A 25,950-nucleotide genomic window follows, 5' to 3' on the forward strand; every position below is an offset into this window, starting at 1 on the left:
TTCAGTTTCTTTTTTATAAATTTGCAGCACATTCATTATTTTTCCCAAGATATTAATAATAACTATCCAATAACAATTGTTTTAGTCCAAATATAAATCACTTTGAAAATCAACCAATTTTACTAAAAAGTGGTATAAATTATTTATGAAAATAAATATTAAAAAACTTCCTTGCAAAAGGAAGTTTTTGTATAAATTATAATTCGATTACTTTTCCACCTGCTTTTTCTACTGCTTCAAGAGCACTAGCACTAGCTTTGTTAACAGTTATAGTTACTTTTTTAGTTAGTTGACCATTTCCTAATAATTTAATAGGTAAACGTCTTTTTACAAGACCGGCTTCAAATAATGCTTCAACTGTAATTTGGGCATTATTTTCAAATCTTTCTTCAATATCTTTCAAATTAACCACTTGATATTCAACGTGATTTACATTAGTAAATCCACGTTTTCCAATACGGCGGAATCATGGAGTTTGTCCACCTTCAAACCCTAATCTATGACCTTTACGTTTATTTTGTCCTGATTGACCTTTACCAGCTTGTTTACCTTTACCAGCGGCATGTCCCCGACCTTTACGGTGTTTTTCAACTCTTGAACCTTCAGTGAATTTTAAGTTATGTAATTTAACTGCCATAATTATTTTTTAAGTTCCTTTACATCTTTATCTCTAATGTCTGCAATTTGTTCAGGTGTTCTTAATGATAAAAGAGCTTTAACTGTTGCTTTAACAACATTAGCTTTTGAACGTGAACCATATGTTTTAGTAACAATATCGCTATAACCTGCAAGTTCAACAACTGCACGTACTGTTCCAGAAGCAATAAGTCCTTTCCCTTTAGATGCAGGTTTTAAGATTACTCTTGAAGATAAGAATTTAGCGTTTACTTCGTGAGGAATAGTTCCGGTTTTTTCGTTTAACGGAACTGTTACTAAATGGTTTTTAGCATCTTTCACAGCTTTTTTAATTGCATCTGGAACTTCATTAGCTTTACCGTGTCCAAATCCAACACTACCTTTTTTATTTCCAATAACTACGAAAGCTGAGAAGCTAAATCTTCTTCCACCTTTAACAACTTTTGTTACACGTGCAACATCAATTAATTTTTCACTATATTCTGATTCAACTCTTGGACGACGGTCTTTTGAGAATTGTTTTCTTTTTGGATTAAATTCTCTTTTTTGGTTTTCACCTTCTTTTTTAACACCAGGTTTTTGATCACGATTAAATGGAGTTTTAGGTCCTTTTTTAACAAAAACTTCTTTAGTTCCTGTTTTAGGTTGTGGATTATTTACTTTGGTTTCTTTTGTTGCGTTCATAACTAGAAGTTAACTCCCTTTTCTCTAACTGCATCTGCAAATGCTTTAACACGTCCATGGAAAATATATCCACCACGGTCAAATACAACTTCAGAAATTTTTAATTGGTTAATTTTTTCACCCATTAGAGCACCTAATTTAGCAGCTGCAGCCACGTTTCCCCCATATTCTGGGAAAGTTAAAGTTGATGCGCTTGTTAAAGTAACTCCTTGAATATCATCAATTAATTGAGCATATAAGTTTTGGTGTGATTTGAAAACGTTAAGACGAGGTTTTGCAGCTGTCCCTTTAATGTAGTGACGGCTACGGTTGTGTTTTTGTTTTCTAGCTTGATTTCTTGATAATTTTGCCATAATTTTAACCTATAAAGCTTCTTATTTTTTAGAAGCTGTTTTCCCTTCTTTACGTCTGATTTGTTCACCTTTGTAAGAAATACCCTTACCTGAGTAAACACTTGGTCTTCTAACATCACGAACTAATGAAGCAAAGTGTCCAACACTTTGTTTATTAATTCCTTCAACTGAAACTTCAGTTGGTTTTGCAACAGTAACTTTAACATCTGATGGAACATTTAAAGTAACGTTATGGCTGTAACCTGCAGAGATAACTAATTGAGAACCAGTTAAGACTGCTTTGTATCCAACCCCTTTAATTTCTAGATCTTTACGGAATCCTTTTGAAACTCCTAAGATCATATTTGAGATATGTGAGTTTGTTGTACCATGTAATTGTTTGGTAGTTTTTTGGTCGTTAGCACGAACTGTTCTAACTTCATTATTTTCAACAACAACAGAGATTAATGGACTAAATTCTCTAGTTAATGTTCCTAAAGCACCTTTAACAGTAACTTTAGAACCTTCAACACTAACACTTGTTCCAGCTGGGATTGCTAAAACACGATTTCCGACACGAGACATTTGGCTACCTATCAAATGTAAGCGATGATTTCACCACCTACATTTTCCTTTCTAGCTTCTGTACCTGTCATTAGTCCTTTTGATGTTGAGATAATTACTGTACCATAACCTGATAAAATAGCTGGAATTTCATCTGATTTAACATAAACTCTTAAACCAGGTTTTGAAACTCTTTTAATACCAACAATTGCTGATTGATTCTTTTTGTATTTTAAAGTGATTACTAATGATTTTTTAACTCCTTCACCTTCAACAGAATATGAAGAAATGTACCCTTCTCTTTCAATTAATTTAACGATAGCTTCTTTTTTAACTGAATAAGGAACTGAAAGTGATCTATGTTTTCTAGCGTTAGCGTTTTTAACACGAACAACTAAATCTGAAATTGGATCTGTAATAAACATAATTATCAACTCGCTTTCTTCACACCAGGAATTTTACCTTCGTGTGCTAAATTTCTAAAACATACACGGCAAACTTTAAATTTTCTTAAAACTGCGTGTGGTCTACCACATAATTCGCAACGTGTGTAAGCACGGGTAGAAAATTTTGGATGACGTTTAGCTTTTTCAATTAATGCTTTTCTTGCCATTATTTAGCTCCTTTTTTCTCAAATGGTACACCAAGAAGTTCTAATAAACTTCTTGCTTCATCATCAGTATTTGCACTTGTAACAATTAAAACATCTAATCCCTTAATACGACGAATTTTGTCAAATTCTATTTCAGGGAAAATAATTTGTTCTTTAATCCCTAAAGCAAAGTTACCTCTACCATCAAAAGCTTTAGGATTAACACCACGAAAATCACGAACACGTGGCAATGCAATGTTAATTAATTTTTCTAAGAACTCTCACATTCTTTCTCTACGAAGGGTAACTTTCCCTCCCATAGGCATACCTTCACGTAATTTTCATGAGGCATTTGATTTTTTGGCTTTAGTTTCAAATGGTTTTTGACTTGAAATTAAAGTTAATTCATTTAATACTTCTTCAATAGCTTTTGAATTTGATACTTCTTTACCAGCAGTCATATTTAAAACAACTTTTTCAATTCTTGGAACTTGCATTAATGATGAGTAGTTGTATTTTTCTTTAAGAGCAGGAACAGCTTTTTCTAAATATCTTTCTTTTAACATAATTTATTAAATTTCCTTTTGTGTTTTTCTTATAACTCTCACTTTTTTACCATCTGCATTTACTTTGTATCCAAGTTTAGAGAATTGATTACCTTTTGATTTTGAAGCTTTTTTAACTAAGTATGCAACATTTGAAGCATGAATTGGAGCGGCTATTTCTGTAATAGAACCATCTTGGTTTTGTTGTGTAGGTTTGTTGTGTTTTTTAACAATATTAACATCTTTGATCACAACTCTTTGTGAATCGTGTAATACTTTTTCAATTGTTCCAATTTTTCCTTTTTCTTTACCTGCGATAACAATAACTTCATCATTCTTTTTAAATTTGATTTTTGCCATAATTACCTTCTATAAAACCTCTGGTGCTAATGAAACAATTTTTGGAAATTTTTCACGTAACTCACGTGCTACTGGACCAAATACACGTGTTCCACGTGGTGTTAAATCTTCTTTAAGTATTACAACTGCATTGTCATCAAAACGAATATAAGTACCATTGTTACGGTGAATACCGTATGATGAACGTACCACAACAGCCTTCACAACTTGACCTTCTTTTACCATTCCTGTAGGAATAGCTTTTTTGACTGAACATACAATAATATCACCAATATTAGCTGTTTTCTTTTTAGATCCACCCAAAATACGAATTACACCGATTTCTTTAGCACCTGAATTATCAGCAACACTTGCTCTAGATAGTTCGTGTAACATTATTCATTACCTGCTTTTGAAATTGATACAAGTCTAAAACGTTTAGTTCTTGAAAGTGGTCTAGTTTCCATGATGATAACAATATCATTTAATTTTGCTTCTTGGTTTTCATCATGTACAGCAAATCTTTTAGTTGATTTAAAACGTTTTGAGTAAAGTGGGTGTTTTTTGTATGTGTCTACTGCTACGATAATTGTTTTAGCTGATTTACCAGCTGAAACAACAGTACCAGTTAAGGTTTTTCTTGTATTTCTAGACATTATTTAGCTCCTTTGATTTCATTTAAAGCTGTAAGAGCTTTTGCGATGTTGATTCTTAATTCTTTAATTTTGTGGGTTTCTTTTAAATCACCAATTGAATTTTTGTATTTTAAAGAGAATAATTCTGCTTTAAGTTCTAAAACTAAAGTTTCTAATTCTTGAGTTGATTTTTTCTTTAAATCTTGGTAAGACATAATTAGTTATCTCCTTTTTGTACAATTTTTCATTTTACTGGTAATTTGTGCCCTGCTAAGCGTAAAGCATCACGAGCAACTTCTTCTGAAACTCCACTTACTTCAAACATCATTGTGTTTACTTTAACTGCTGTATATCATAATTCTGGTGCACCTTTTCCTGATCCCATACGTACACCAATTGGTTTAGAAGTTTTTGAGAAGTGAGGGAAGATTCTAATAATAACATCTCCTTCACGACCCATTCTACGAGTTGCAGCAATACGTGCTGACTCAATTTGACGAGCTGTTACTCAAGCTGAAGTAACAGCTTGAAGTCCAAACTCACCAAATACTACTGTATTACCCTTAGTAGCTTTTCTTTTGTCATGTTTAACTAAGAAAGGTTTTCTATATTTCGTTCTTTTAGGTTGTAACATTATTTATTACCTCCTAAAATTTCTCCTAATGAAACTCAAACTTTAACACCAATTGCACCATATGTGGTGCGTGCTGTTGCTGTTGCATAATCAACATCTTGTCTTAAAGTATGTAATTTCATTTCTCCCTCAGAATACCCTTCTGAACGAGCCATATCAACACCATTTAAACGACCGCTTACCATGGTTTTGATACCTTTAGCTCCTGATTTCATTGCTAATCTAATTGCAATTTTTTGAGCTGAACGGAAGCTTTCACGATTTTCTAACTTAGTAGCAATCATTTCAGCTAATAATCTTGCATTTAAATCAGGTTGTTTTAATTCAACAACTTGTAAATTAACATTTAAATGTTTGTTTTTAAGGAATTTTTGTAATTTCAAGGTTAATTCTTGAATATTTTTAGCTTCTTGACCTAAAATAGCTGCTGGTCTTGTGGTGTGTAATAAAACAGTAACTTTATTATCTTTATTTCTTCTTACTTCAACTTTGCCAAGTTGGTACTCACGCACGAACTTATCAAAGAATTTGTAGATTTTAGCATCTTCTACTAATAAGTTTCCAAAGTTAGCTTTGTCAGCAAATCATGTAGAATTATGTTTTTTAGTAACTCCATAACGGAATCCATTAGGATTAACTTTTTGTCCCATTAGTTTCTCTCCTCTAGTACTATTGATAAGTTAGATGTACGTTTAAAAATTGAGTAAGCATTTCCACGACTTCTTGGTTGAAATCTTTTTAAAGTTGGACCTTCATTGACATAAACTTCTTTAACGAATAATTTTGATGCATCCATACCGTGATTATTAGTTGCATTTGCGATAGCTGAGTTTAATAATTTAATGAAAATTTTTGATGATTTTTTAGCAGTATTGTGTAAGATACCAAGAGCTAAATCTACGTTTTTACCTCTAAATAAGTTTGCCACTAATTTAGCTTTAGAAACACTAACTCTTTGTAACTTAACATGAGCTTTTGCTTGTTGTTTATTCATTATTTCTTCTTACCTTTATCTGCACCATGTCCAGAAAAAGTTCTAGTTGGTGAAAATTCACCTAACTTATGTCCAACCATATCATCTGTTACATATACTTCATTAAATTGTTTTCCATTGTGAACGGCAAAGGTTAAACCAACAAAGCTTGGGAAGATAGTAGAACGTCTTGATCAAGTTTTGATTGGCTTTTTAGGTGCTTTACCTTCAACAATAGCATCAACTTTTTTTAATAAATGGTCATCAGCAAATGGACCTTTTTTCAAACTACGAGCCATTATTTAGCATCCTTTCTTCTTCTTACAATAAGTTTATTTGAAGATTTCTTAGTTTTTCTTGTTTTAACACCAAGAGCTTTTTTACCTCATGGAGTAAGAGGAGCTTTACGACCAACTGGTTGTTTCCCTTCCCCTCCACCATGTGGGTGGTCTACAGGGTTCATAACTGAACCACGTACTGTAGGTCTAATTCCTTTATGTCTGTTAATTCCAGCTTTACCAACATTTACAAGTAAATGCTCTTCATTACCAACCACTCCAATAGTTGCACGGCAACGAGCTAAAACACGACGTGTTTCACCTGATTTTAATTTTAAGACTACATATTTACCGTCGTCATCTTTACCTAAGATTTGAGCAGAAACTCCTGCACTACGTGCAATAATTCCTCCACCTCCAGGTTGCATTTCTATGTTGTGTACAAATGTTCCTTCAGGGATAAATGTTAAAGGTAAAGCATTACCTACAACAATATCAGCTTGTTCTCCTGAAACAACTACTTGTCCAACTTTAATTCCTTTTGGAGCTAAAATATATCTTTTTTCTCCGTCTGCATATGCTAATAAACAAATGTTAGCTGATCTATTTGGATCATATTCAATTGTTTTAACAATCGCGGGAATGTTATCTTTATTACGTTTGAAATCTACTAATCTGTAGAATCTTTTAACACGTCCTCCGTGATGTCTAACAGTAATTTTACCTTGGTTATTACGACCAGCATTATTTTTTAAATTAACTAATAATGATTTTTCTGGTGCATGACCTGATAAATTTTGTTTAAAATCTAGAGAAGACATATTTCTACGACCATTAGTAGTTGGCTTATGATATTTCATTGCCATAATTATGTTCTCCTTTGCTTAAAAATAGTTGCGGATCTTTCTTTTAAGCATTAAAATTCCGCTTAACTTTAATTATATATAAGATTGCAGATGCAATTGGGGTGAAATCTTATTCTCCACCCACTTTTCTTCTTTGTACTGTTTTTGCTTTAGCACCAGCTTGTTTAGGTGCTGAAACTTTTTTAGCAGCAAGTTTTTTAGCAACTTTTGCTTCAACATCTGAAGCTCTTTTTGCTTTTTCTTCTTTTTTAGTTTTTTCTTCTTCACTTATAACTTTAGCAGCTTCGTTACTTTCTGGTAAGTAATTTAATGTTCCTTCAGATAAAGTAACTAAAGCTTTTTTGTAACGAGTTGTAAATCCTTGGAAACGTCCAACTTTTTTAGGTTTTTTGTCAACTTTAATTGTGTTAACAGATGCTACTTTGACTTGAAAGATAGTTTCAACAGCTTCTTTAATTTGGAATTTATTAGCTGCATAATCAACTTTGAAAACGAAAACAGGATTTTTCTCGTTTGCTCTTAATCTATCTGTTTTTTCAGTTAGAATTGGTGATTTAATAATTCTTGTTAATTCCATAATTATCTACCTCTTTGTTTTAAAATCTCTAAACTTTCATTTGAGATAATCATAACATCTGCTCCAATTAAGTTTTCAACTGTTACTGAGTTTGCTTTAACAACTTGGACGTTTTGTAAGTTAAGTGAAGATCTAAATACTACTGGACTTTCGTTAACTACTAAAATGTGTTTTAAATGAGTTACTTTAAACTCTTCTAATTTTTGTACTAAAGCTTTTGTTTTAATCTTGTCTAATGCAAGATCATTTACTAATACTGCTTTATCTTGAGCTAATAGTGTTAATGCAGAAACAAAAGCTGCGTATTTAACTTTCTTATTAACTTTTAATGAATAGTTTTTATTAGCTTGTGGACCAAAGGCTCTACCGCCTCCAACTCAAATAGGTGAACGTCTTGAGCTGTGGCGTGCTCTACCTGTTCCTTTTTGTCTTCATGGTTTTTTACCACTACCTGAAACTTCTGCACGGTTTTTAACTTGGTGAGTACCTTGTCTTCTTGAAGCTCTTTCTGATAAGATCGAATCAAAAATTGCTTGTTCGTAAATTTTTTCACTACCAAACAAGTTTAATGGTAATTTAGCAGAGAATTCAACTTTTTTAACATTAAGATCTTTTTGTACTGAAACCGGAGTTGATTTTGGTTTTGCAGTTTCTTTTTTAACCACTGGTTTTGTAGCAGGTTTTTTAGTTGTTTCAGCTTTTGAGACGGTCTTTTTAGGTGCAGCAGATTTTGATGCTGAAGCTTTTTTAACTGCTGGTTTCTCAACACTCTTAGTTACTTTTTTCTTTGTTTCAGCCATTATTTATCTCCTTTTGCTGCTTCTTCAATTAAAGCTGCTAATTCATCCGAATGCATTCCAACTTTAACTTCAATTCCGTATTTTTTAGCTTGTTCAACTAATTCATTCATTTTAACTACTTCAGCAACATCAACAAGTTTAATTTGTTCACGACTTGGTAATCCTTTAACTGCTTGCTTTACTACTACAAATGATTTTTTAGGTCCAGGAATTGAACCTTTGATTAAAAGTAAATTATTCTCTAAATCTACTTTAACAATTTCTAAGTTTTGAACAGTTGTTTTTACATGTCCAAGGTGTCCAGGCATTGTCATTCCCTTGAAAACTCTGTTTCCAGAAATATCTCCAAGTGATCCGGTTTGTCTTACTGGTTGAGAACCACCACCTCCACCGTGTGATTTAGGTCCAATGTGTTGGTTGTGTCTTTTAATTGTTCCAGCAAAACCTTTACCTTTTGAAACACCTGTAACGTCTACTAATTCACCAGCTGCAAAAATATCAGCTTTTACTAATTGTCCAAGTTCGTAGCCTGACATTTCTCGAACTTCTTTTACGTAGCGCTTAGGTGTTGTATTTGCTTTTGAAAAATGACCTTTTTCAGGTTTGTTTGATCTATTTTCTTTCTTATCAAATGAAGCTAATTGAGTTGCAACGTAACCATTTTTTTCATTTGTTAAGACTTTAGATACAACATTTGGTTGTACTTCTACTACAGTAACAGGAATTCTAACTCCTTCTTCACTGAAGATTTGAGTCATACCAATCTTGCGTCCTAAGATTCCTTTCATTGTATACTCCTTATTAATATAATATAAATATAATGAAGCTTATTTTGCTTCTTTAACATGAATTCCCACACCTGCTGGTAATTCTAATCTTTGAAGTTTGTCAACTGTTTTTGCAGTTGCATCAAAGATGACAATTAATCTTTGGTGGGTTTTACCTTCAAACTGTTCACGTGATTTTTTGTTAACGTGTACAGATCTCAAGATTGTAATTTCTTGGTATTTAGTTGGTAAAGGCACTGGCCCGCTTACTTTTAAACCATCTTCTTTTGCAGCTAAATAAATTTTCTTAGCAGCTTGGTCAACAGTAGCATGGTCAAATCCTTTAACCTTAATACTTAATTTGCTCATGTGTTGTTTCCTCCGTTCTATAATATGATGAACATAACTCCCTATAAAAACTTAACACACCCTCAACAACCTATGGCATGTTAACAACCTTATAGTTCATTGTTATAGTTGCTTATCAATTATAATAAAAAAACCGAAAAAAATAAATTTTTTTTCGATTGTTTTTTTGACAACTCTTCTTGGTGTATCAGGGTACTATAATTTCTTTTCAATTCAATGTGTTAGCACTTGTTCAGGAACGTATTCAAAACCTTTTTCAATGATTTCTTGTCCTTCTAATAAGATCATAGTTGGAACTTTTAAAACTCTTCATTTGGTGTTAGGATCTCTTAATAATTGTGCTTCTTCAGCATCGACATTAATAAAGGATACTTCAGGACGATCACTAAATTTGTTAGCTAAATTATCAAAAGTTCTTTGCATCATTTTACAATCACCACATCATTCAGCAGTGAAAGTAAGAAATGTTAAATCATGTTGAGAAGCGTTTTTGATGTAATTTTCTGCATCTTTTCAAAGCATTTTTTTAAACATATTATTCTCCTTTTTTAATTGGTGAGATTTTATCTAACCAATGGTTGTCTAATTGGTCGTTGTCTATTATACTACTTTCTAAATTACTTGCCAAATCATTATTTAATGTTTTTTTGGGCTCTAAATGTTCATTATTTACACTTTTATTAAAAAGATCAGTTTTAAAAATTAATTCTTCAAACTTAAAATCAAGGTCAAAGTTATTAGATTCATCAAATTCCAAAAAATCATCTTTAATTTTTATTTGCAAGTTCTGAAATTCATTTAAATAATCTTGCACAGGGTGGGATTTTAATTCCTTAAGCAAGGTTTTTAGTTTATTGTCTTTCATTCTAAAGTTAATAATCTTTGACTCTAAGAAAGTTAAAAATTCATAAAAATATTTAGTTTGATTTGAATAAACAAAAAACTTTTTTGAATTAGTTAGTAAAAGTTTTTCATTTAACAGTGAAAGTTTAAAACTAAAAACTATTTTGTTTTTTGTTTTAAAGCGTAAAATTGGGAAAAACAATAGTTTAATTAAGTAAGTAGTTAAAATTACAATAATTATAATTGGCAATATATAAGAAAGTGAAATTAAATATAATAAATTAAAAATAGAATCAAAGAAAAAACCAATGTTGTTACTAATTGAATAATTATTAGTTAAATTATCATTAATACTTTGAGTTTGGTCTTTAAGTCCTAAATTATAAAAATTATTCCACCATCCATATAAATAAATATTAGAATAATTTGTTAACTTAAAATCAAAGTTAAGTAAATTTTGATCTAAAAAATGTAAAACTAAATGGTAAGTTAGTAAACTAATCAAAAAACTAACTAAAATAACTTTTAGTAGTTGTTTTTTAAAGTTTCACCATGTAACTTTAAATCTTCTACTCCACCAAGCAAAACATTTGTTTTCAAGTTTTTTATTTAAAACTTTTAATAATCAAACTAAAAACCAAAAAGCCAATACAAACCATATTGCACCACCAAAAATTAAACCGTATGTAAAAATATAAAATAGTTTAAATTCATAGCTCGGATTTAAAAAACTAAAAGCTATAGCACATAATAAACTAAAAATTAACGCACAAAAAGAAATCAAACGTAATCAGATTTCTTTTTTAGTCATTTTTCGGTTAAAACTAAGTTCTTTTTCAATCTTAGTTATATTTAATAATTTATAAAATCTAGTTAATTTCATTTTTATACCTGGGTTAAGGTTAAAGCAACAAGTGGATCTTTGTCGATTAATTTAAAGATTTTTTTGCGAATTGTTTTCCTAATTTTTTCATTTACTTCGTACATTGAAGCATAGTTGCGCTCAGAAATTAAATCAATCACAATTTGTTTAATTAAATCATATAATCAATTAATTTTAGCTTCGTCAACAACTCCAACACTTTTAATATTCAAATGACTTACTATTTGCCTTGTTTTAGGATTATATAAAGCATTAATAATAATTACTCCTTCCCGTCCTAAAACTTCACGCTCGGCAATAACTTCAGAAGAAATATCTCCTACTCCAAAGCCATCAATAATGACATCTTTTACATCTTTAATTTTCGCATTTTGAGAGAATTTAACACCGTCTACAAAATGCAAAATTTTTCCATTTAAAAGTACAATTGATTTAGTTTTACTCTCCCCAATACTGTCAACTCAATTAGCACAGTCAGTTAAATATCTAAATAATCCTTGAGCTGGTAAAAAGTATTCAGGCGCTAAGTTTTTTACTAAGCTAAAAATATCATCTCGAAAAGGTCGAGCATAAAAATAATGTGAATCTGATACTTCAGTGACATTGGTAGTAATTCTTGCAATTTCATCTAAAGTGTAACTAACAAGTGACTCAAGACCATTTACTAAAGGTGTATTCATAATAAAATGATCACTTGGTTTAAATTTTAAATAAACATCTTCTCCAACTACTATTCTTAATAATCGGTTGTATAATCTTTCGGCACTTCCTGTTACTAAAACAACTGCATTTTCATATTTAGAAATATCTTTATAATAAATTAATTTTGGTAAAGCTAAAATAATTTTTTGCTTTACCAAAATTTTTTGAGTTGTTTCAAGTAAATCTCAATAGCTTTTACCATAAATTGCAACAGGTCGGTTATGTTTTAAAGCTAGTTCCAAAACTAATTGCAACGAAAACATATCTTCACTAAAAGATCCAAAGATAATTCTTTCGTTCTTTTTTGCTTTTCTAAAACTATTCAAAATACTTTCTGGTAACTTTGCTCGTTCATTTGCTTTTCCCGCAAAATTAGTTTTTCCAGCATCAGATATTAAAGCTTTAACTTTCCGTTTAGAAAATAATTTTGGAAGATGTAAAAACCATGATCTACCAAAAATCCCTAAATCCCCTTCAATGTAATTAAACATAAAAACATAATCTCCAGTTTTAGTGATAAAACTAAATCCTAAATTTCCAGGGACACTTCCTGATAAAGAAATTGGTTGGATATAAATATCACCAATTTTCTTTTTCTTAGTTAAAACAATAATTTTATAACTAGTTGGTTTAATATTATATTTTGATAAACGTTCAATAATAATATCTTTACTAAATTCTGAAGTATAAATTTTTAAACCAGGTATTTTCATTAAAAGTCATGGTAAAGCTGAAAAACTTTCATTTCTTATATCACTAATGAAAACACCTTTAAAATTTTTTTTATTTTTTTCTAAATATTCAAAATTAGGAATTAAAGTATCAACTCCATTTTCAGAATTAACTGGTATTTTAACGCCACAATTAATTAAATATAAATCTTCGTTATAAGCAAAAACATAGCTGTTTTTGCCATTTTCATCTTGCCCTCCAAGGGCAAATATTCTAACATTTTCCATTAGTCTCCTATGTTTAAATTATTATTGTAATATAAATAGTATCTACAAAAATTAATTTACTAACTTTGTTATTTTGTATTATATCACGATTACAAAAATTAATACCTTTAAATTAACAGTTTATAAAAAGTACCCTGATGGTACTTTTAATTATCTGTTAGTTCTAAAGTTATTTCAAATTCACCAATATGGGTATCTTTTGTCTTTAAAAAATATTTAAAGACAAATTTATTATCACTAAATTCTTTTTCTGTTCAATTAGTAATACAAGGTAATAAAAATTCTTTACCTTGATCATTAACTACATAGTTAAATTCAAATTCTTGATTATACTTTAAAAAAATTGAAGAAGTGCTAGTGTGAATATTAATTTCTTGCTCAGAAACTTCAATCATGCTTTTAGTATTTGTATTTGGTTCATCAAAAACAAATACTTTAAATGTATCATTATGGTGTGTTTCAACTGGGACAGTAAATTGAATTGTTTTTAGTTCATCATTTTGATTAATTAAAGATTTAAAATTTAATTTCATTAATATTGTTCTAGCGATTTAAATACTAGCTCTTTTCCATATAAATAAATTGCTTTGGCAAGCTCTGGCCCATGTTCAAGCGATGTTGTAGCTTTCCTAATTGGCAGAAAAAGTTTTTTACCTTTAACATTTAATAATTGCGCTGTATTATCAATACAATTTTGAATATTTTCAATATTAAAATCACAAGCTAAAAGCAAGTTTTTAAATTTTTTAATAACATTAAGTTCTTCAGGTTCAAAATCAAATTTCTCAATTTTATTAACGAGTAAATTATTTAAATTATCTTTAAGTTCATTTAAAGTAGCACAGCTTTGTTTATAAGTATCTAAAAATAGTTCAATTCATTCTTTTGATTTTGAAAAATTAGTTAAATTAAGCTGAGCTAAAATTAGTTCATTGCTTTGATTTTTAAAATATTGCTTTGAAAATCAAAGCATTTTATTAATATCAAATTTTGTAGGACTCTTACTTAATCTATTTTCATCAAAGTTAGCAATAATTTCTTCTTTAGACATTAATTCTTTAGCATCTTCAGCAGTTCAACCAAGTAAGGTTAAAAAGTTGAAAATAGCAGCTGGAACATAACCTTCATTTTTATAATCTTCAATAAATTGTTTTAAAGATGTATCACGTTTTGACAGTTTTTTACCTTCCATATTAGTAATAATAGTTAAATGACCAAAAGTTGGCTTACTTCATCCTAAAGCATTATAAATAGCTATTTGCTTAGGAGTATTACCAATATGCTCTTCTCCTCTTAAAATATGAGTAATTTGCATATCATAGTCATCAATAACAACAGCAAAATTATACGTAGGATAGCCATCAGATTTAATAATTACTCAATCTCCTATATCTAAGGAATTAAATGAAATAACTCCTCTAACAATATCAGTTCATGTATATTCTTGATTTTCAGGCATTGCAAAACGAATTGAATATTCACCAGCTTGATCTCTTCTTGTTTTTTCTTGCTCTGAAATTTTTAGTCAATTACGGTCATATCTAAAACTTGGAATTCCTTTAGCTTCACTTTCGTCTTTTTGTGCTTGTAATTCATCGTTTGTATCGTAAGCTTTGTATGCTAAGTTTTTATCTAATAAAAGCTGTGCTATTTCTTTATAACGTTCTAATTTTTCACTTTGGCGGTATGGGCCATATTCTTTATTTGGTTTAAGTGGTGATTCATCAGGAACAATTCCTAATCAAGCTAAATTATCTAATTGCGAAGCTTCACCACCTTCAACATTTCGTTTTATATCAGTATCTTCTAATCTAAAGATAAAATCACCATTATAGTGTTTGGCAAATAAATATGAAAATAATGCAGTTCTAGCACCTCCTATATGTAAATATCCTGTTGGACTTGGTGCATATCTAGTACGGATTTTTTTCATTTTCCTCCTTTTATTTTCTAAAAATAAGTAATAATAAACTCCAGAAAATGGAGTTTAATTTTAATTATTTTTTACCTAAGATTTTGAACATATTAGCTTTATATACTTCAACACCAGGTTGATTAAATGGATTAACTCCTAATAAATAAGCCGAAATAGCGCAAGCTCTTTCAAAGAACATTACAAGTCAACCAAAGCTACGTTCTGCTGAATCTTCAAGTAAAATGTGAATATTAGGCACATTCCCAACTTGTACATGTGCATCCATTGTAGCTTGGAAAGCTGCATTATTAACAAAATGCACAGTTTTTCCTTCAAGGTAATTTAGTTTATCTAAATCTTCTTGGTCATGAGGAATTGTTAAATCAACTTGAGGATTTTTAACACTTAAAACTGTTTCAAATAACACTTTTGAGCCTTCTTGAATGAATTGACCAAGTGAGTGTAAATCTGTTGAAAATACTGCTGAAGTAGGTAATAATCCTTTTTGCTCTTTTCCTTCACTTTCTCCAAATAATTGTTTTCATCACTCATTAAAATAAGCAAAGTTTGGTTCATATGCTACTAACATTTCAGCTTGGAATTTTTCTCCAAGTAAATATCTTGCAACTGCATATCTGTATGCATCGTTAGTTTCTAATGAGCTATCTTTATATAATTCATTAGCTTCTTTAGCTCCTGCTAAAATTTCATCAATGTTAATTCCAGCACAAGCTAATGGGAATAATCCTACTGGTGAAAGGACACTAAATCTCCCTCCAATTGAATCTAAAATAACAAATTTTTGGTAATTCTTTTGAGTTGCTAATTCAAATAAGGTTCCTTTTTTAGCATCAGTAGTTGCAAAAATTAATTCTGAAGCTTTTAATGCTCCTACTTGTTTTTCTAATAAATTTTTAAAGAATCTAAAAGCAATTGCTGGCTCAGTTGTTGTTCCTGATTTAGAAATAACATTTATGGCAAACTTTTTACCTTCAGCATATTTTAAAAGTTGGCTTAAGGAACTTGAGCTAATTGAAGTTCCAGCAAAAATAACTTCCATTTTTCTTGATTTACCTGGGTATAAACCTTGAATAAAATCCAAAGCAGCTTTAGAACCTAAGTATGAGCCTCCAATTCCAATAACTACTAAAAGTTCAATATTTTGCTGATGTAATTTTTGAGCTGCTTCTTTCATTGTTTTTAATTCAGCTTGATTGATATTTTCAGGTAAATCTTTTCAACCTAAAAAGTCTGCTCCCACTGAAGTAAATGAATCCATTGCAGCATTGATTTTGGTAACTTTGTCTTGGTATTTTAAAATTTCTTTTTGACAAATCGCATTTTCTAAATTTAAAAATATTTTTTTCATATTTCCTTCCTAAATAAAAACATTATTGCTAAATTTTAATGATGCTTTAATTATAACACTTTTTAAATTTCAGTTCTTTAAATTATAAAGAAAAACAAACCAAATTTTTGGTTTGTTTTTACTCTTGTTTTGCTTCGTTATTTTGATTATTTTCAGGTTGGTTTGAAAGTTTTTTATTTATTTCACGTAGTTGTTCTAAGATCATTTCATCAACAGTTGGAGCTGGTTGACTTTGAGGTTTTATCACTGGTGGTTTTTTATATTCTCGATAGTTTTTAACATAAAAATATAAAAATAAGATCACAAATAAAACACCAGTGACAATAACAAAGTTAATTAAAGTCCCTAAAAACTTACCTATTAGCATTCCACCAACTTTTCAATTTTCAAGTTCTTTTTTACCAATTAATTCTGAAATTGCGCTCATGATAATATCATTAGCTAAAGATGAAATAACAGCATTAAACACAACCCCAGATAAAAAGGCAACTGCTAAAAATAAGATATTTCCTTTTTTAATAAAATCAAAAGCATTTTTAAAAGTTTTTTTACTTAAGTGTTTTTTAATCATATTTAGACTCCTTATTGAGTTTTTCTTCTTGTATGCGAACTAAATTTTTTAAATCTTTTATTTCTTTTAAGGTTAATTTACGAAATGTGCCAAGAGGCATTTTATCAACAGTTATTCCTGCATATTCAATTCGTTTTAAATTAAGCACTGTTTTATTCACTATTTTAAATAATTCTTTGACATGGTGATAAGTTCCTTGTGATAAAACTACTAAATATGATTTAGGTGCATCAGCAATGGCTAAAACATCTTGCTTACTTAAAGTTTTATTAATATAAACAGGCTTATTTAATTCTTTTAATTCTTGTCTAGATAATGGCTCATTTAACCTTGCTGGATACACCCTAAAGATTTGATATTTAGGGTGTAATAACTTATTTGATAATTCTCCATCATTAGTAATTAATAATACCCCAGTTGTATCATAATCTAATCTTCCAACAGGAAAAACTTTGTATGGAGAATCAATTAGGTCTGTAACTAAAGTTCGCTGAAAGTTATCTTTTAAAGTGCATATAGTTTTAGGAGGTTTATTTAAGACATAATACACTTTTTCTTGCGGGTGAGTAATTGGTTTATTATCTAATAAAATTTCATCATTAAAAGATGCTTTATCACCAAGTTTGGCTACAAGACCATTAACTTTAATTCTTTTTTGTAAAATTAAGCTTTCAGCTTCACGCCTTGAAGCTACTCCAGCTAAAGAAAGGATTTTTTGTAATCTTTGCTTTTGCATTATTTCTCCATATGTTTTTGGTAAAGTTTTAAAGATTCATTGCTAAATATAACCCCTTTGGATATATTTAATTGATAAGTTATTTTAACAACTTTAGCAAAACCTTGTTCTAAATCTTCAAAACAAAGCTGGCGAACTTTTTGAATCCCTGGGAATTTTCTGCCTTGGCATATTTTATCAGCAATAAATAAAATTTTATCTAAGGCTTTCATTTCCTCTTTCATTTCAGTATGACAATTTATTGCATCAATAATTTCTTGATCTTTTAATAAATAACCATGTTTTGCTCACATTGCAGAGCAATGTTGGTGTAAAAAATGTTTTGGCACATTTGCATATTCTGGGGCATATTCAGCTAAAAATTCTCTTGATGCTTGCTCGCTTCATTCTTTAGCAATATCATGCATAATACCCGCCAAATATGCCTTTTTAGCATCATAACCGTGGGCTTTAGCTAACTCAGCAGCAAAAGCACCACAAGCCATAGAGTGCTTTGCTCTTAAAGCAGTAAGTGAATTATGAATAATTTTTTCAAGGTATAAACCATTAGCTTGAATATAATTTGCAACTTTTAAATCGACTAAATCTAAATATCCTTTTTTATAATCTGTTGATGAATAATCATAAATAGGATTATTTAAAAGTATCCCTTGATATTTTTTAAGATTTAATTTATTAATTTTATTTGTTCTTTTTAAACAAACTATTTTTGTCAATTTACTAATTAAATCAATATCTTTTCATTTATCTAATTTAACTAAATTATCTGAACCAATAATTAAATATAATTCATCATTAGGATATTTATTTTTTAAATATTTTACTGTATCAATAGTATAACTTGTACTATTACGTTTAATTTCAAAATCACAAAGCTCCATTTTAACTTCTAAAACTAAGTTAATCATATTAACTTTGTCTTGTGGTGAAATAGTTTTATGTTTAAATGGAGAACTATAATTAGGCACAATTAATAATTTATCTAACTGTAATTCGTTAATTACATAGTTGGCTAATTTTATGTGACCTTTATGAATTGGATCAAAAGAACCACCGTAAATCCCTATTTTCATCTTTACCTCTATTTTTTAAAAATTACACTACCTAAAGGATCATTGCCAAATCTATTTTTACGGTTTTTAACCTTTTGGTAATCACTTAATGTGTAAATTTTGTTTGTCTTAGTTTTGTGTTTTAGTTTTGAAATAATCATATCTACTTGCGAAAGTTTTTTTGAGTTTTTATCAAACAAACTAATTTTTTGATAATTATTATAACTTTCTAATAAACCTGAAATTCTCACACCAATACCTAAAATTTCTTTATCAGCAAAATGTTGCTGATAAAGATAATATGCATGTTTTTTAATATCTTGATATGAACTTAAATTATAATCAAGTTGCATGTTCTTAGAAACCCAATTTTTAGTTGGAATTCTAATTACAAGGCTAATATTATTTCCAACTTTTTCATAGTGTTTAAGTCTACTAGCAACTTTTTTAACCATTTCATCAAGTGCATTATAAATAAGATTTTCATCATTAGAAGCATTTGCAAAGCTTACTTCATTGCCAATTCCTTTTAGCTGATCTTCTTGGTTTATTTTGTCTTGAAAATCAATATTTAAAGCATCATAATACTTATATGCTGTTGTACCTAAAACAGATTTTAATAAAAAATTAGATAAATCGAAGTTATAAAAATCTTTAATTTTATAAATTCCAATTTTATTTAATTTTTGAGCTAATTTATCGCCAATACCATGAAATTTAATAATATCTAAATCAAAAAAGCGCTCTTTATAATTATCTTTATTAGTTAATCCAATGCCAAAAGGTTTAGAAATATTAGTAGTCATTTTAGCATAAAATTTGGTAGTTGAAATTCCAATTGAAATTGGTATTTTGAATTTTTTTAATACTTGGCTTTGGATTTGTTTTGCTAAATCTAAAGCTTGTTGCTCACTTTGCAAAGTTTTATAATTAAAAAAGATATAACATTCATCAATTGAAGCTATTTCTAAATTACTTGAATACTTAGTTTTAAGATAGTTAAATATTTCAGTTGAAATTGTGTTATAAACATCATACCGTGACTCAACTACAATAGTTTTAGGTTCAAGTTTTTTAATTTCATAAATTTTTTGTCCTGCTTTAAAACCAAGCTTACGTAATTCATAACTAATTGATTCAGCAACGGCATGAACTGAACTTTTAGCAATAGCAACAGGTTTATTATTTAATTCTGGATAAATTGTTCTTAGCGCACTTACAAAAAAACTATCAAAGTCAATATGAAAAATAAAACTATAAGGTTTTTTCAATTTCTTCCTTAATTGAGTTTGCACTTAATAAAGCACAATTAAGTCTACTTAAGTGTTTTTTAACATTAAAAAACACTCATAGACCTGCAAGGTCTTTAATTGTTTCTTGAGTATATTTTGAAGGATCATTTAAAAATTCTGTATATAAACTAATAATTTCTAAAATTTCTGTTTTAGATTTATTTAATAATATATCTAACAAAATATCAGTTGAAGCCACAAAAATAGCACACCCATGACCATCAAATTTAGCCTTAGTTAAGTAATTGTTTTCAAACTTTAAACTAAGCTGTAATTTATCAGAACAAGTTGTTGAAAAGTAAGTTTGAAAATTAGCTTCTAGCTTAGCTTTAAATTTTGGCTCTTTATAATGAGCCATAATGATCTCGCGAGCTTGATTAGGATTAAAATGCATAAAAATCACCTCCTTTTTCCAATTCAGCAACTAATTTATCTATATCTTGGTAAGTGTTATAAATCCCTAAAGAAATTCTTAAATATGAATATGTGGAATGTAAATTGCGTAAATATTGAGCACAAAAAATCCCTGAAATTGTATAAATATTTTTCGAACCTAAATATGTTGCAACATCTTGGGGATTAATTTTTTTTACATTTATTAAACAAATATAATCACCTGGTTTTGAAAAAATTTCGATATTATCAAGTTTACTTAATTTATCATGTAAGTAATATGATAAATTAAGTAAAATTTCTTGTGTTTTTTGATATCCAATACTATTAAAAAAATCAAGCGATTTATCAAACATATAAATTCCTGCTAAATCTGGAGTTCCTGGTTCAAAGGCATTAATATGTTTTTTTAACTTTCATTCTAAGGTACCTTTGACTTCATCAACACTTCCTCCACCATATTTAACAGGAGAAAGTTGACTTAATAACTCTTGTTTAATAATTAAAAGTCCAAGACCAGTAGGTCCGTAAAATTTATTAGTACTAAAAACAATTACATCACTAAACTTTAATGATACTTTATAATGACTTATTGCTTGCGCTGCATCATTTAATACATATGCCCCTTTTTCTTTAGCTTTTTGATAAATTAATGCCAAATCAAAATCTTGTGCAAAATTGTTTGTTTCTTGGCTAAAGCAAACTATTTTAACATTTGAATGTTGCTCTAAATCATTAATTAAATCATTGCTCATAATAACTTTTGAATTAGTTTCTTTAGCTATTTCAATCCATGGAATAATATTTGAAGAATGATTATAAGCATGTAATAAGATAACATCTTCAGAACTTAAAAGTCTTCCAAACATTCGAGCAAATAAATTAATTGATTCAGTTGTCCCGCTAGTAAAGATAACTTCAGTTAATTTAGCATCAACTAAAGTTGCTACTTTTTGCCTAACTTCGGTAATTTTTTGATTAATAAAACTTCCAAGTGGTGTATCAACAGTGCGAGATGAAATTGATTTAGTTAAATAAAATTCATTAATTGCATTAATTGCAATTAATGGTTTTAAAACTAAAGCTGCGCTATCAAAATAAATAATATCTTTTAAAATTGGAAATTGCGCTCTTATTTCTTTATTCATTATAAAGTATTCCTTAAAATAGTTCTTAAATGAAAGTTATAATTATCAAGTTTCTTTAATTCATCTAAAAATAAGTAGTAATAATCTCTTTTTTGGCTATTAAAGTCAATTAAAGTTTTTTTATTTGTTAAATCAACTTCTGTTTCAATCCTGTTTCAAAAGATATTATTATTGGCAACTTGGTGGTAAATAAAAAAAGTAATAAAATTATAAAATAGCTCTTTATTGATATTTTGAACGATAAATTTTTCAAATAAAGAAAAAAGATGGTTAATAAAACTATTTAATTTAAAATGCACTTTTGGATCTAAATCAAAAGTTACATTTCTAACTGCTGAATTAAAAACTTTTAATTCAATAAAAGCATCTAAAATATTGCAAAGTCGTTTTTTTAATTTCCTAAAATAAAATACTTGAAAAATATTCATTTACTTTGCTTGGGTTTGTACTTGTGCTTCTAGTTTAATTAAGAATTTATAAAAGTTTTCCAAAAGACCATTAACAAATTTATAAATTCGATTTTCAATACGCTCAATTCCGTCTTCTTCAGGGGTATTAAAAAATAACTTTGTAATTTCAACAGCTTCATTAATTACAATCTTTGGTTCAATAGTTCAAAATTCATTAGCAGCATTAATTAAAATAGCTTTAACTAAGGGACTAACTCTTTGTCAGTCTCATTCGGTATTAATTATTTTTTTAAAGACTGTTACAATAAAATCATATCTTTGTTCTATTTCTTTTAATCTTCTAAGTTCTAAAATATCAAGTGATAAATTTTCTAAAGATATTTTTTGGTAGTCTAATTTTTGTTCTAATAGTTCACAAGTGTAAATTTCAGAAATAACATCAATGCGCTTTTGGCGCATAGTTTTTTGCTTTCTTGTTCTTTTGCCCACTGTTCCTCCATCTATAATGTAAATAATATTAATATTATATATTAATTGAGGGATATTTATTATATATATAAATTAAAAAACTAGAATATATCTAGTTTTTTAATCTTACTGACAAATAAATAGTTTTTAATATAAATTTAAAATAAGGTAATAATATTATACCATCATTTTAAAGTTTTAAACTAAAATTTAAAATTTGTCTTAAAAATTCGCCTAATAGGGTTTGATGACTCACAAATATTCAGACAAAATCTGAATATTTCTCTCTTGTATAAACAACAAATGATCATATTTCTTGTTTTTTAATTAAAGTTAAAATCCAAATATCTTTGGATCAAACCCTCCGCCATTTGCTTTAAGTTTTTTACCCATTTCACTCATTCGTTTCACCATTGCATCATAATCTGACATTAATTTATTAAATTCTTGGGCACTTCGTCCACTTCCTTTCAAAATTCTTTCTTTACGTGATGCTTGGCGCAATAATTTTGGATTTTTACGCTCTTTTTTAGTCATTGATGACATTAAGATTTTAAAATAATGCATCTTTGATTCTGCTTTGTCAATTTGATCATTGTTAATTTTATCAGCTAAATTGCCTGGTAGCATTTTTAAGATCTTGCCAAATTTACCTAAATTTTGGAATTGCTGAATTTGTTCTAATAAGTCATCTAAAGTATATTCACCCGAAAACATTTTATAAACCATTTGGGTAGCTTTATCTTGATCAATAACATCTTGTGCTTTTTCAATTAAACTAAGCACATCACCCATACCTAAGATTCGATCAGCCATACGGTCAGCATGGAATAAATCTAAATTAGAAACTTTCTCACCAGTACCAATAAAGCAAATTGGGATGTTTAAAATATATCTTAAACTTAGTGATGCTCCGCCACGAGCATCAGAATCAAGTTTGTTAATAATAGTTCCAGTTAACTTTAATTTCTCATTAAATTTAGTTGCAACATTAATAATATCTTGCCCAGACATTGCATCAGCTACAAAAAATATTTCACTAGGGTTAGCTATTTTTTTAACTCTAAATAATTCATCCATTAATGGTTCATCAATTGAAAGTCTACCAGCTGTATCAATGATAATTAAATCATTATTATTTTCTTTTGCTTTTATTAAAGCATTTTCAACAATTTCATCAACTGGAACATTGACACCTTGCTCATAATAATCAACTTGAATACTTTTAGCTAAGGTTACTAACTGATCAACAGCAGCTGGACGATAAATATCAGCTGCTACAACTAAAGGCTTTTCAACAAATTTTTTCTTTCTTAAATAATAAGCTAATTTTGCACTAGAAGTAGTTTTTCCAGAACCTTGTAAACCACACATCATAATGATGTATGGTTTTTTTGTTATTTTGAATTCACTACCTTCATGACCTAAAATTTTAACTAATTCGGTATGTAAAATCTTAATAAAATATTGTGAAGGATTTAACTTCTTTAAATTTGGATCGCTTAAAGCTTTTTCTTTAACATTGTTGATAAAATCTTTAACAACTTTTAAATTAACATCAGCTTCTAAAAGAGCTAATTTAATATCTCTTGTAATTTCAAGGATATCTGCTTCATTTAATTGGATTTTTTTAGACACTTTCTCAAGTGTCTTTTGCATTCTTTTTTCTAAAAAACCTAACATAGTTTAATTTTACCATAACTATAATAAATTTGTTATAATATCATTAATGATAGAATTAGTAGTAGAATATAGAGAACGTATCGATAAATATATTTCAAATAACTCAAAAATTTCGCGCAGAGATATAAAAGCTTTAATTCAAGAAGGTTTAGTCTTTGTTGACCAAATGAAAGTTTTAAAGCCAAAATTTGAAGTCCGTGAAGGACAACAAATTAAAATTATAAAACTAATTGATCGAGTTGTTGATATTAAACCTGAAAAAATGGATTTAAAAATTATTTATGATGATCAATATCTTTCAGTAATTGAAAAACCTAGTGGACTAGTTGTTCACCCATCCCCAGGCCATGATTCAGGTACGTTAGTTAATGGTCTTTTATACCATTTTAAAAATAATTTATCAAATGAAAATGGGTTATTGCGCCCTGGTATTGTGCACCGGATTGATAAAGATACTAGTGGTTTATTATTAATTGCAAAAACTAATGAAGTGCACCGCATTTTATCGGAAAAATTTGCTCAACACCAAGTTAACCGTAAATATATTGCAATATGCGATGGAATTTTAGAAGATAAACGTTTAAGATTGAATTTGCCTATTGGTAGGCATCATGTAGATAGACAAAAACATACAGTGACAAATATTAATTCAAAAGCTGCAATTACTAATGTTACACTTCTTAAAAGTTTTTATCTTGATAATAAACCTAAATCATTAGTAAAATGTGAATTAGAAACTGGAAGAACCCACCAAATTAGGGTTCATTTACAATACATTGGAAATCCAATTTATGGAGATCCAATGTATAACAAAAAAATCAGTGAATTTGGACAATACTTACATGCTTATAAATTAGAATTTGAGCATCCTATAACAAAGAAAGAAATGAAATTTTATTCCTTTCCCCCTTCTGAATTTAATTTAGCAGAGTATAATTATGAGGAATTTATTAAAGGAGAATAATGTTTAGAATTAATGAAAAAGAATTAGATTTAAATAACCTTTGAAGTAATGAAAAAAAACATTTTAGAATTTGAATCATACTTTTTATTATCTTTTGATCACTAATTACTATTTTAGCAATTGTGCCTTCGCTACATATTTTAGCTAATAAAACTCAATGAACTGAAATTTATAAAGAATATGAAAAAGGCTTACCTAACCCACCAACTGGTACTAATTATGATAGAGTTTGAATCACTAGCGTCTTTTTATCAATGTTAATTACAGCACTCTTACCAGCTTTAACAATTTCTTTTACCTTAAGTTCAGTTAAAAAATCTTATAAAAAAAATAACTTTATCCATCTTTCAAGTGGTGCTTTATTTTTTTCAAAATTTCACGGAGTTCTTTCGCTTATTGGTTTAATTTTGCTTTTAACAACTCAAAGTTTTACTTTAAATAGCGAATTTAACGTCGTTGATTTAGTAGTTAGAATTTGTGTTTTAGTTTTAAGTACTTTTCAACTTCTCTTTATCGCAAGAAATGTTACATCAATCAAAAGATTTTTTGTACTTGAAAAACTTAGAAAAGATAGTGCAGTATTCTTAGAACAAATTAACAAAAACATGCAAGATGGAAATTTTAACAATAATCCTTTTGGCATGATGAATCAAGAAGTTTTTAAAAATAAAGAACAAAATTCTAATCAAGATTATAATGATGCAACAAAAGAAACAAAACCAACTCAAAAAACCCAGAAAGATTTAGCGATTGAAAAAATTCTAGAATTGCCAAAAGAGCAATTAAATCGAATGGCTGAAAAATTAAATATCTTTGGTTTTGAACAAATGACCAAAGAAGAATTAGCTAACTTAATTTACAACCATACTAAAAAACAAGAAGACCAATAATTATAACTCAGGAAAAAAGTTCCTGAGTTATTACTTATCTTTTTGCTCTTAAATATTTACAAAACATTGTTATAATATTAA

37 protein-coding genes are annotated in these 25,950 nt (G+C 28.7%); 2 read left to right on the forward strand and 35 right to left on the reverse strand.

All coding sequences use genetic code 4. From position 1 onward, the window contains the following. Window positions 1-196: 196 nt before the first annotated feature. The 35 genes from rplO to ffh form a co-directional block, all read right to left on the reverse strand. A complete protein-coding gene (gene rplO / locus EXC44_RS01070; RefSeq protein ID WP_099309258.1) occupies window positions 197-637 on the reverse strand; it encodes a 50S ribosomal protein L15 in 441 nt (146 codons plus the stop codon). 2 nt (window positions 638-639) lie between these two features. Continuing rightward, window positions 640-1,320: a 30S ribosomal protein S5 gene (gene rpsE, locus EXC44_RS01075; RefSeq protein ID WP_129621146.1), complete on the reverse strand. Its 681-nt coding sequence runs from the start codon at window positions 1,318-1,320 to the stop codon at window positions 640-642. Between the two features lie 2 nt (window positions 1,321-1,322). Next, window positions 1,323-1,673: a 50S ribosomal protein L18 gene (gene rplR, locus EXC44_RS01080; RefSeq protein ID WP_120160968.1), complete on the reverse strand. Its 351-nt coding sequence runs from the start codon at window positions 1,671-1,673 to the stop codon at window positions 1,323-1,325. A 21-nt stretch (window positions 1,674-1,694) separates the two neighbouring features. After that, window positions 1,695-2,237 (reverse strand): 50S ribosomal protein L6, encoded by a 543-nt coding sequence (gene rplF, locus EXC44_RS01085; protein WP_129621150.1) that lies wholly within the window; start codon window positions 2,235-2,237, stop codon window positions 1,695-1,697. 8 nt (window positions 2,238-2,245) lie between these two features. Beyond that, window positions 2,246-2,641, reverse strand: coding sequence for a 30S ribosomal protein S8 (gene rpsH / locus EXC44_RS01090; RefSeq protein ID WP_099309254.1), 396 nt, complete (start codon window positions 2,639-2,641; stop codon window positions 2,246-2,248). 2 nt (window positions 2,642-2,643) lie between these two features. After that, the gene (locus EXC44_RS01095; protein ID WP_099309253.1) at window positions 2,644-2,829 is read right to left on the reverse strand and encodes a type Z 30S ribosomal protein S14; all 186 of its coding nucleotides are present in this window, start codon (window positions 2,827-2,829) and stop codon (window positions 2,644-2,646) included. Next, the gene (gene rplE, locus EXC44_RS03945; protein WP_197723763.1) at window positions 2,829-3,374 is read right to left on the reverse strand and encodes a 50S ribosomal protein L5; all 546 of its coding nucleotides are present in this window, start codon (window positions 3,372-3,374) and stop codon (window positions 2,829-2,831) included. The genes EXC44_RS01095 and rplE overlap by 1 nt, the downstream gene beginning before the upstream one ends. A gap of 6 nt (window positions 3,375-3,380) precedes the next feature. Further along, the gene (rplX, locus tag EXC44_RS03950) at window positions 3,381-3,713 is read right to left on the reverse strand and encodes a 50S ribosomal protein L24 (protein ID WP_197723764.1); all 333 of its coding nucleotides are present in this window, start codon (window positions 3,711-3,713) and stop codon (window positions 3,381-3,383) included. Between the two features lie 9 nt (window positions 3,714-3,722). Then, entirely contained in the window at window positions 3,723-4,088 is a 366-nt protein-coding gene (rplN, locus tag EXC44_RS01105) for a 50S ribosomal protein L14 (RefSeq protein ID WP_099309250.1), read from the reverse strand. After that, complete coding sequence (gene rpsQ, locus EXC44_RS01110; protein ID WP_120160962.1) at window positions 4,088-4,348, reverse strand: 30S ribosomal protein S17; 261 nt, start codon at window positions 4,346-4,348, stop codon at window positions 4,088-4,090. Before rpsQ ends, rplN begins: the two co-directional genes overlap by 1 nt. After that, on the reverse strand, window positions 4,348-4,542 hold the full coding sequence (rpmC, locus tag EXC44_RS01115) for a 50S ribosomal protein L29 (RefSeq protein WP_129621153.1): 195 nt from the start codon (window positions 4,540-4,542) through the stop codon (window positions 4,348-4,350). The genes rpsQ and rpmC overlap by 1 nt, the downstream gene beginning before the upstream one ends. A 2-nt stretch (window positions 4,543-4,544) precedes the next feature. Continuing rightward, window positions 4,545-4,961 (reverse strand): 50S ribosomal protein L16, encoded by a 417-nt coding sequence (gene rplP, locus EXC44_RS01120; protein WP_099309247.1) that lies wholly within the window; start codon window positions 4,959-4,961, stop codon window positions 4,545-4,547. Continuing rightward, a complete protein-coding gene (gene rpsC, locus EXC44_RS01125) occupies window positions 4,961-5,611 on the reverse strand; it encodes a 30S ribosomal protein S3 (RefSeq protein WP_129621156.1) in 651 nt (216 codons plus the stop codon). Before rpsC ends, rplP begins: the two co-directional genes overlap by 1 nt. Next, window positions 5,611-5,955, reverse strand: a complete 345-nt coding sequence (rplV, locus tag EXC44_RS01130) for a 50S ribosomal protein L22 (protein ID WP_099309245.1) — start codon at window positions 5,953-5,955, stop codon at window positions 5,611-5,613. The genes rpsC and rplV overlap by 1 nt, the downstream gene beginning before the upstream one ends. Next, the gene (gene rpsS, locus EXC44_RS01135; protein WP_099309244.1) at window positions 5,955-6,233 is read right to left on the reverse strand and encodes a 30S ribosomal protein S19; all 279 of its coding nucleotides are present in this window, start codon (window positions 6,231-6,233) and stop codon (window positions 5,955-5,957) included. Before rpsS ends, rplV begins: the two co-directional genes overlap by 1 nt. After that, window positions 6,233-7,078 carry a 50S ribosomal protein L2 gene (gene rplB, locus EXC44_RS01140; protein ID WP_099309243.1) on the reverse strand — a complete coding sequence of 282 codons (846 nt, stop codon included), beginning with the start codon at window positions 7,076-7,078 and terminating at the stop codon, window positions 6,233-6,235. The genes rpsS and rplB overlap by 1 nt, the downstream gene beginning before the upstream one ends. A 109-nt stretch (window positions 7,079-7,187) precedes the next feature. Beyond that, on the reverse strand, window positions 7,188-7,655 hold the full coding sequence (gene rplW / locus EXC44_RS01145; RefSeq protein WP_129621159.1) for a 50S ribosomal protein L23: 468 nt from the start codon (window positions 7,653-7,655) through the stop codon (window positions 7,188-7,190). 2 nt (window positions 7,656-7,657) lie between these two features. Then, window positions 7,658-8,455, reverse strand: a complete 798-nt coding sequence (rplD, locus tag EXC44_RS01150) for a 50S ribosomal protein L4 (protein WP_129621163.1) — start codon at window positions 8,453-8,455, stop codon at window positions 7,658-7,660. Next, window positions 8,455-9,243, reverse strand: a complete 789-nt coding sequence (gene rplC / locus EXC44_RS01155; protein ID WP_120160949.1) for a 50S ribosomal protein L3 — start codon at window positions 9,241-9,243, stop codon at window positions 8,455-8,457. Before rplC ends, rplD begins: the two co-directional genes overlap by 1 nt. 39 nt (window positions 9,244-9,282) lie before the next feature. Continuing rightward, complete coding sequence (gene rpsJ / locus EXC44_RS01160) at window positions 9,283-9,591, reverse strand: 30S ribosomal protein S10 (protein WP_129621166.1); 309 nt, start codon at window positions 9,589-9,591, stop codon at window positions 9,283-9,285. Window positions 9,592-9,786: 195 nt separating this feature from the next. Continuing rightward, complete coding sequence (locus EXC44_RS01165; RefSeq protein ID WP_129621169.1) at window positions 9,787-10,125, reverse strand: thioredoxin family protein; 339 nt, start codon at window positions 10,123-10,125, stop codon at window positions 9,787-9,789. Between the two features lies 1 nt (window position 10,126). Further along, a complete protein-coding gene (locus tag EXC44_RS01170; RefSeq protein WP_129621172.1) occupies window positions 10,127-11,317 on the reverse strand; it encodes a hypothetical protein in 1,191 nt (396 codons plus the stop codon). Between the two features lie 2 nt (window positions 11,318-11,319). Next, window positions 11,320-12,978, reverse strand: a complete 1,659-nt coding sequence (locus EXC44_RS01175; protein WP_129621175.1) for a ribonuclease J — start codon at window positions 12,976-12,978, stop codon at window positions 11,320-11,322. A 146-nt stretch (window positions 12,979-13,124) separates the two neighbouring features. Beyond that, a complete protein-coding gene (locus EXC44_RS01180) occupies window positions 13,125-13,511 on the reverse strand; it encodes a DUF1934 family protein (protein ID WP_120160939.1) in 387 nt (128 codons plus the stop codon). Next, entirely contained in the window at window positions 13,511-14,911 is a 1,401-nt protein-coding gene (gene gltX / locus EXC44_RS01185; protein ID WP_129621178.1) for a glutamate--tRNA ligase, read from the reverse strand. Before gltX ends, EXC44_RS01180 begins: the two co-directional genes overlap by 1 nt. A 64-nt stretch (window positions 14,912-14,975) precedes the next feature. Next, window positions 14,976-16,262, reverse strand: coding sequence for a glucose-6-phosphate isomerase (locus EXC44_RS01190; RefSeq protein WP_129621181.1), 1,287 nt, complete (start codon window positions 16,260-16,262; stop codon window positions 14,976-14,978). A 118-nt stretch (window positions 16,263-16,380) separates the two neighbouring features. Further along, window positions 16,381-16,833, reverse strand: a complete 453-nt coding sequence (locus EXC44_RS01195) for a large conductance mechanosensitive channel protein MscL (RefSeq protein ID WP_129621184.1) — start codon at window positions 16,831-16,833, stop codon at window positions 16,381-16,383. Next, window positions 16,826-17,569 carry a pseudouridine synthase gene (locus tag EXC44_RS01200; protein ID WP_129621187.1) on the reverse strand — a complete coding sequence of 248 codons (744 nt, stop codon included), beginning with the start codon at window positions 17,567-17,569 and terminating at the stop codon, window positions 16,826-16,828. The genes EXC44_RS01195 and EXC44_RS01200 overlap by 8 nt, the downstream gene beginning before the upstream one ends. Further along, window positions 17,569-18,642, reverse strand: a complete 1,074-nt coding sequence (locus EXC44_RS01205) for a nicotinate-nucleotide adenylyltransferase (RefSeq protein WP_120160927.1) — start codon at window positions 18,640-18,642, stop codon at window positions 17,569-17,571. Before EXC44_RS01205 ends, EXC44_RS01200 begins: the two co-directional genes overlap by 1 nt. An 8-nt stretch (window positions 18,643-18,650) precedes the next feature. Next, a complete protein-coding gene (locus EXC44_RS01210; RefSeq protein ID WP_129621190.1) occupies window positions 18,651-19,892 on the reverse strand; it encodes a Y-family DNA polymerase in 1,242 nt (413 codons plus the stop codon). Next, complete coding sequence (locus EXC44_RS01215; protein WP_129621193.1) at window positions 19,876-20,307, reverse strand: iron-sulfur cluster assembly scaffold protein; 432 nt, start codon at window positions 20,305-20,307, stop codon at window positions 19,876-19,878. Before EXC44_RS01215 ends, EXC44_RS01210 begins: the two co-directional genes overlap by 17 nt. Beyond that, window positions 20,297-21,454 carry an aminotransferase class V-fold PLP-dependent enzyme gene (locus EXC44_RS01220; protein ID WP_120160920.1) on the reverse strand — a complete coding sequence of 386 codons (1,158 nt, stop codon included), beginning with the start codon at window positions 21,452-21,454 and terminating at the stop codon, window positions 20,297-20,299. Before EXC44_RS01220 ends, EXC44_RS01215 begins: the two co-directional genes overlap by 11 nt. Beyond that, window positions 21,454-21,882, reverse strand: coding sequence for a hypothetical protein (locus tag EXC44_RS01225; protein WP_120160918.1), 429 nt, complete (start codon window positions 21,880-21,882; stop codon window positions 21,454-21,456). Before EXC44_RS01225 ends, EXC44_RS01220 begins: the two co-directional genes overlap by 1 nt. After that, window positions 21,883-22,353, reverse strand: coding sequence for a transcription antitermination factor NusB (locus EXC44_RS01230; protein WP_223213443.1), 471 nt, complete (start codon window positions 22,351-22,353; stop codon window positions 21,883-21,885). Between the two features lie 312 nt (window positions 22,354-22,665). Then, window positions 22,666-24,015, reverse strand: a complete 1,350-nt coding sequence (gene ffh, locus EXC44_RS01235; RefSeq protein ID WP_129621196.1) for a signal recognition particle protein — start codon at window positions 24,013-24,015, stop codon at window positions 22,666-22,668. Window positions 24,016-24,061: 46 nt separating this feature from the next. Between ffh and EXC44_RS01240 the strand changes: the two genes are divergently transcribed. Together EXC44_RS01240 and EXC44_RS01245 are read left to right on the forward strand one after the other, a co-directional pair. Beyond that, a complete protein-coding gene (locus tag EXC44_RS01240) occupies window positions 24,062-24,979 on the forward strand; it encodes an RluA family pseudouridine synthase (protein ID WP_129621199.1) in 918 nt (305 codons plus the stop codon). Beyond that, window positions 24,979-25,869, forward strand: a complete 891-nt coding sequence (locus tag EXC44_RS01245) for a hypothetical protein (RefSeq protein ID WP_129621202.1) — start codon at window positions 24,979-24,981, stop codon at window positions 25,867-25,869. The genes EXC44_RS01240 and EXC44_RS01245 overlap by 1 nt, the downstream gene beginning before the upstream one ends. The last annotated feature ends 81 nt before the right edge of the window (window positions 25,870-25,950 follow it).

Origin of the sequence: Mycoplasmopsis bovirhinis (assembly GCF_900660515.1) — a bacterium.
Taxonomy (GTDB): Bacteria; Bacillota_I; Bacilli_A; order Mycoplasmatales; family Metamycoplasmataceae; genus Mycoplasmopsis; species Mycoplasmopsis bovirhinis.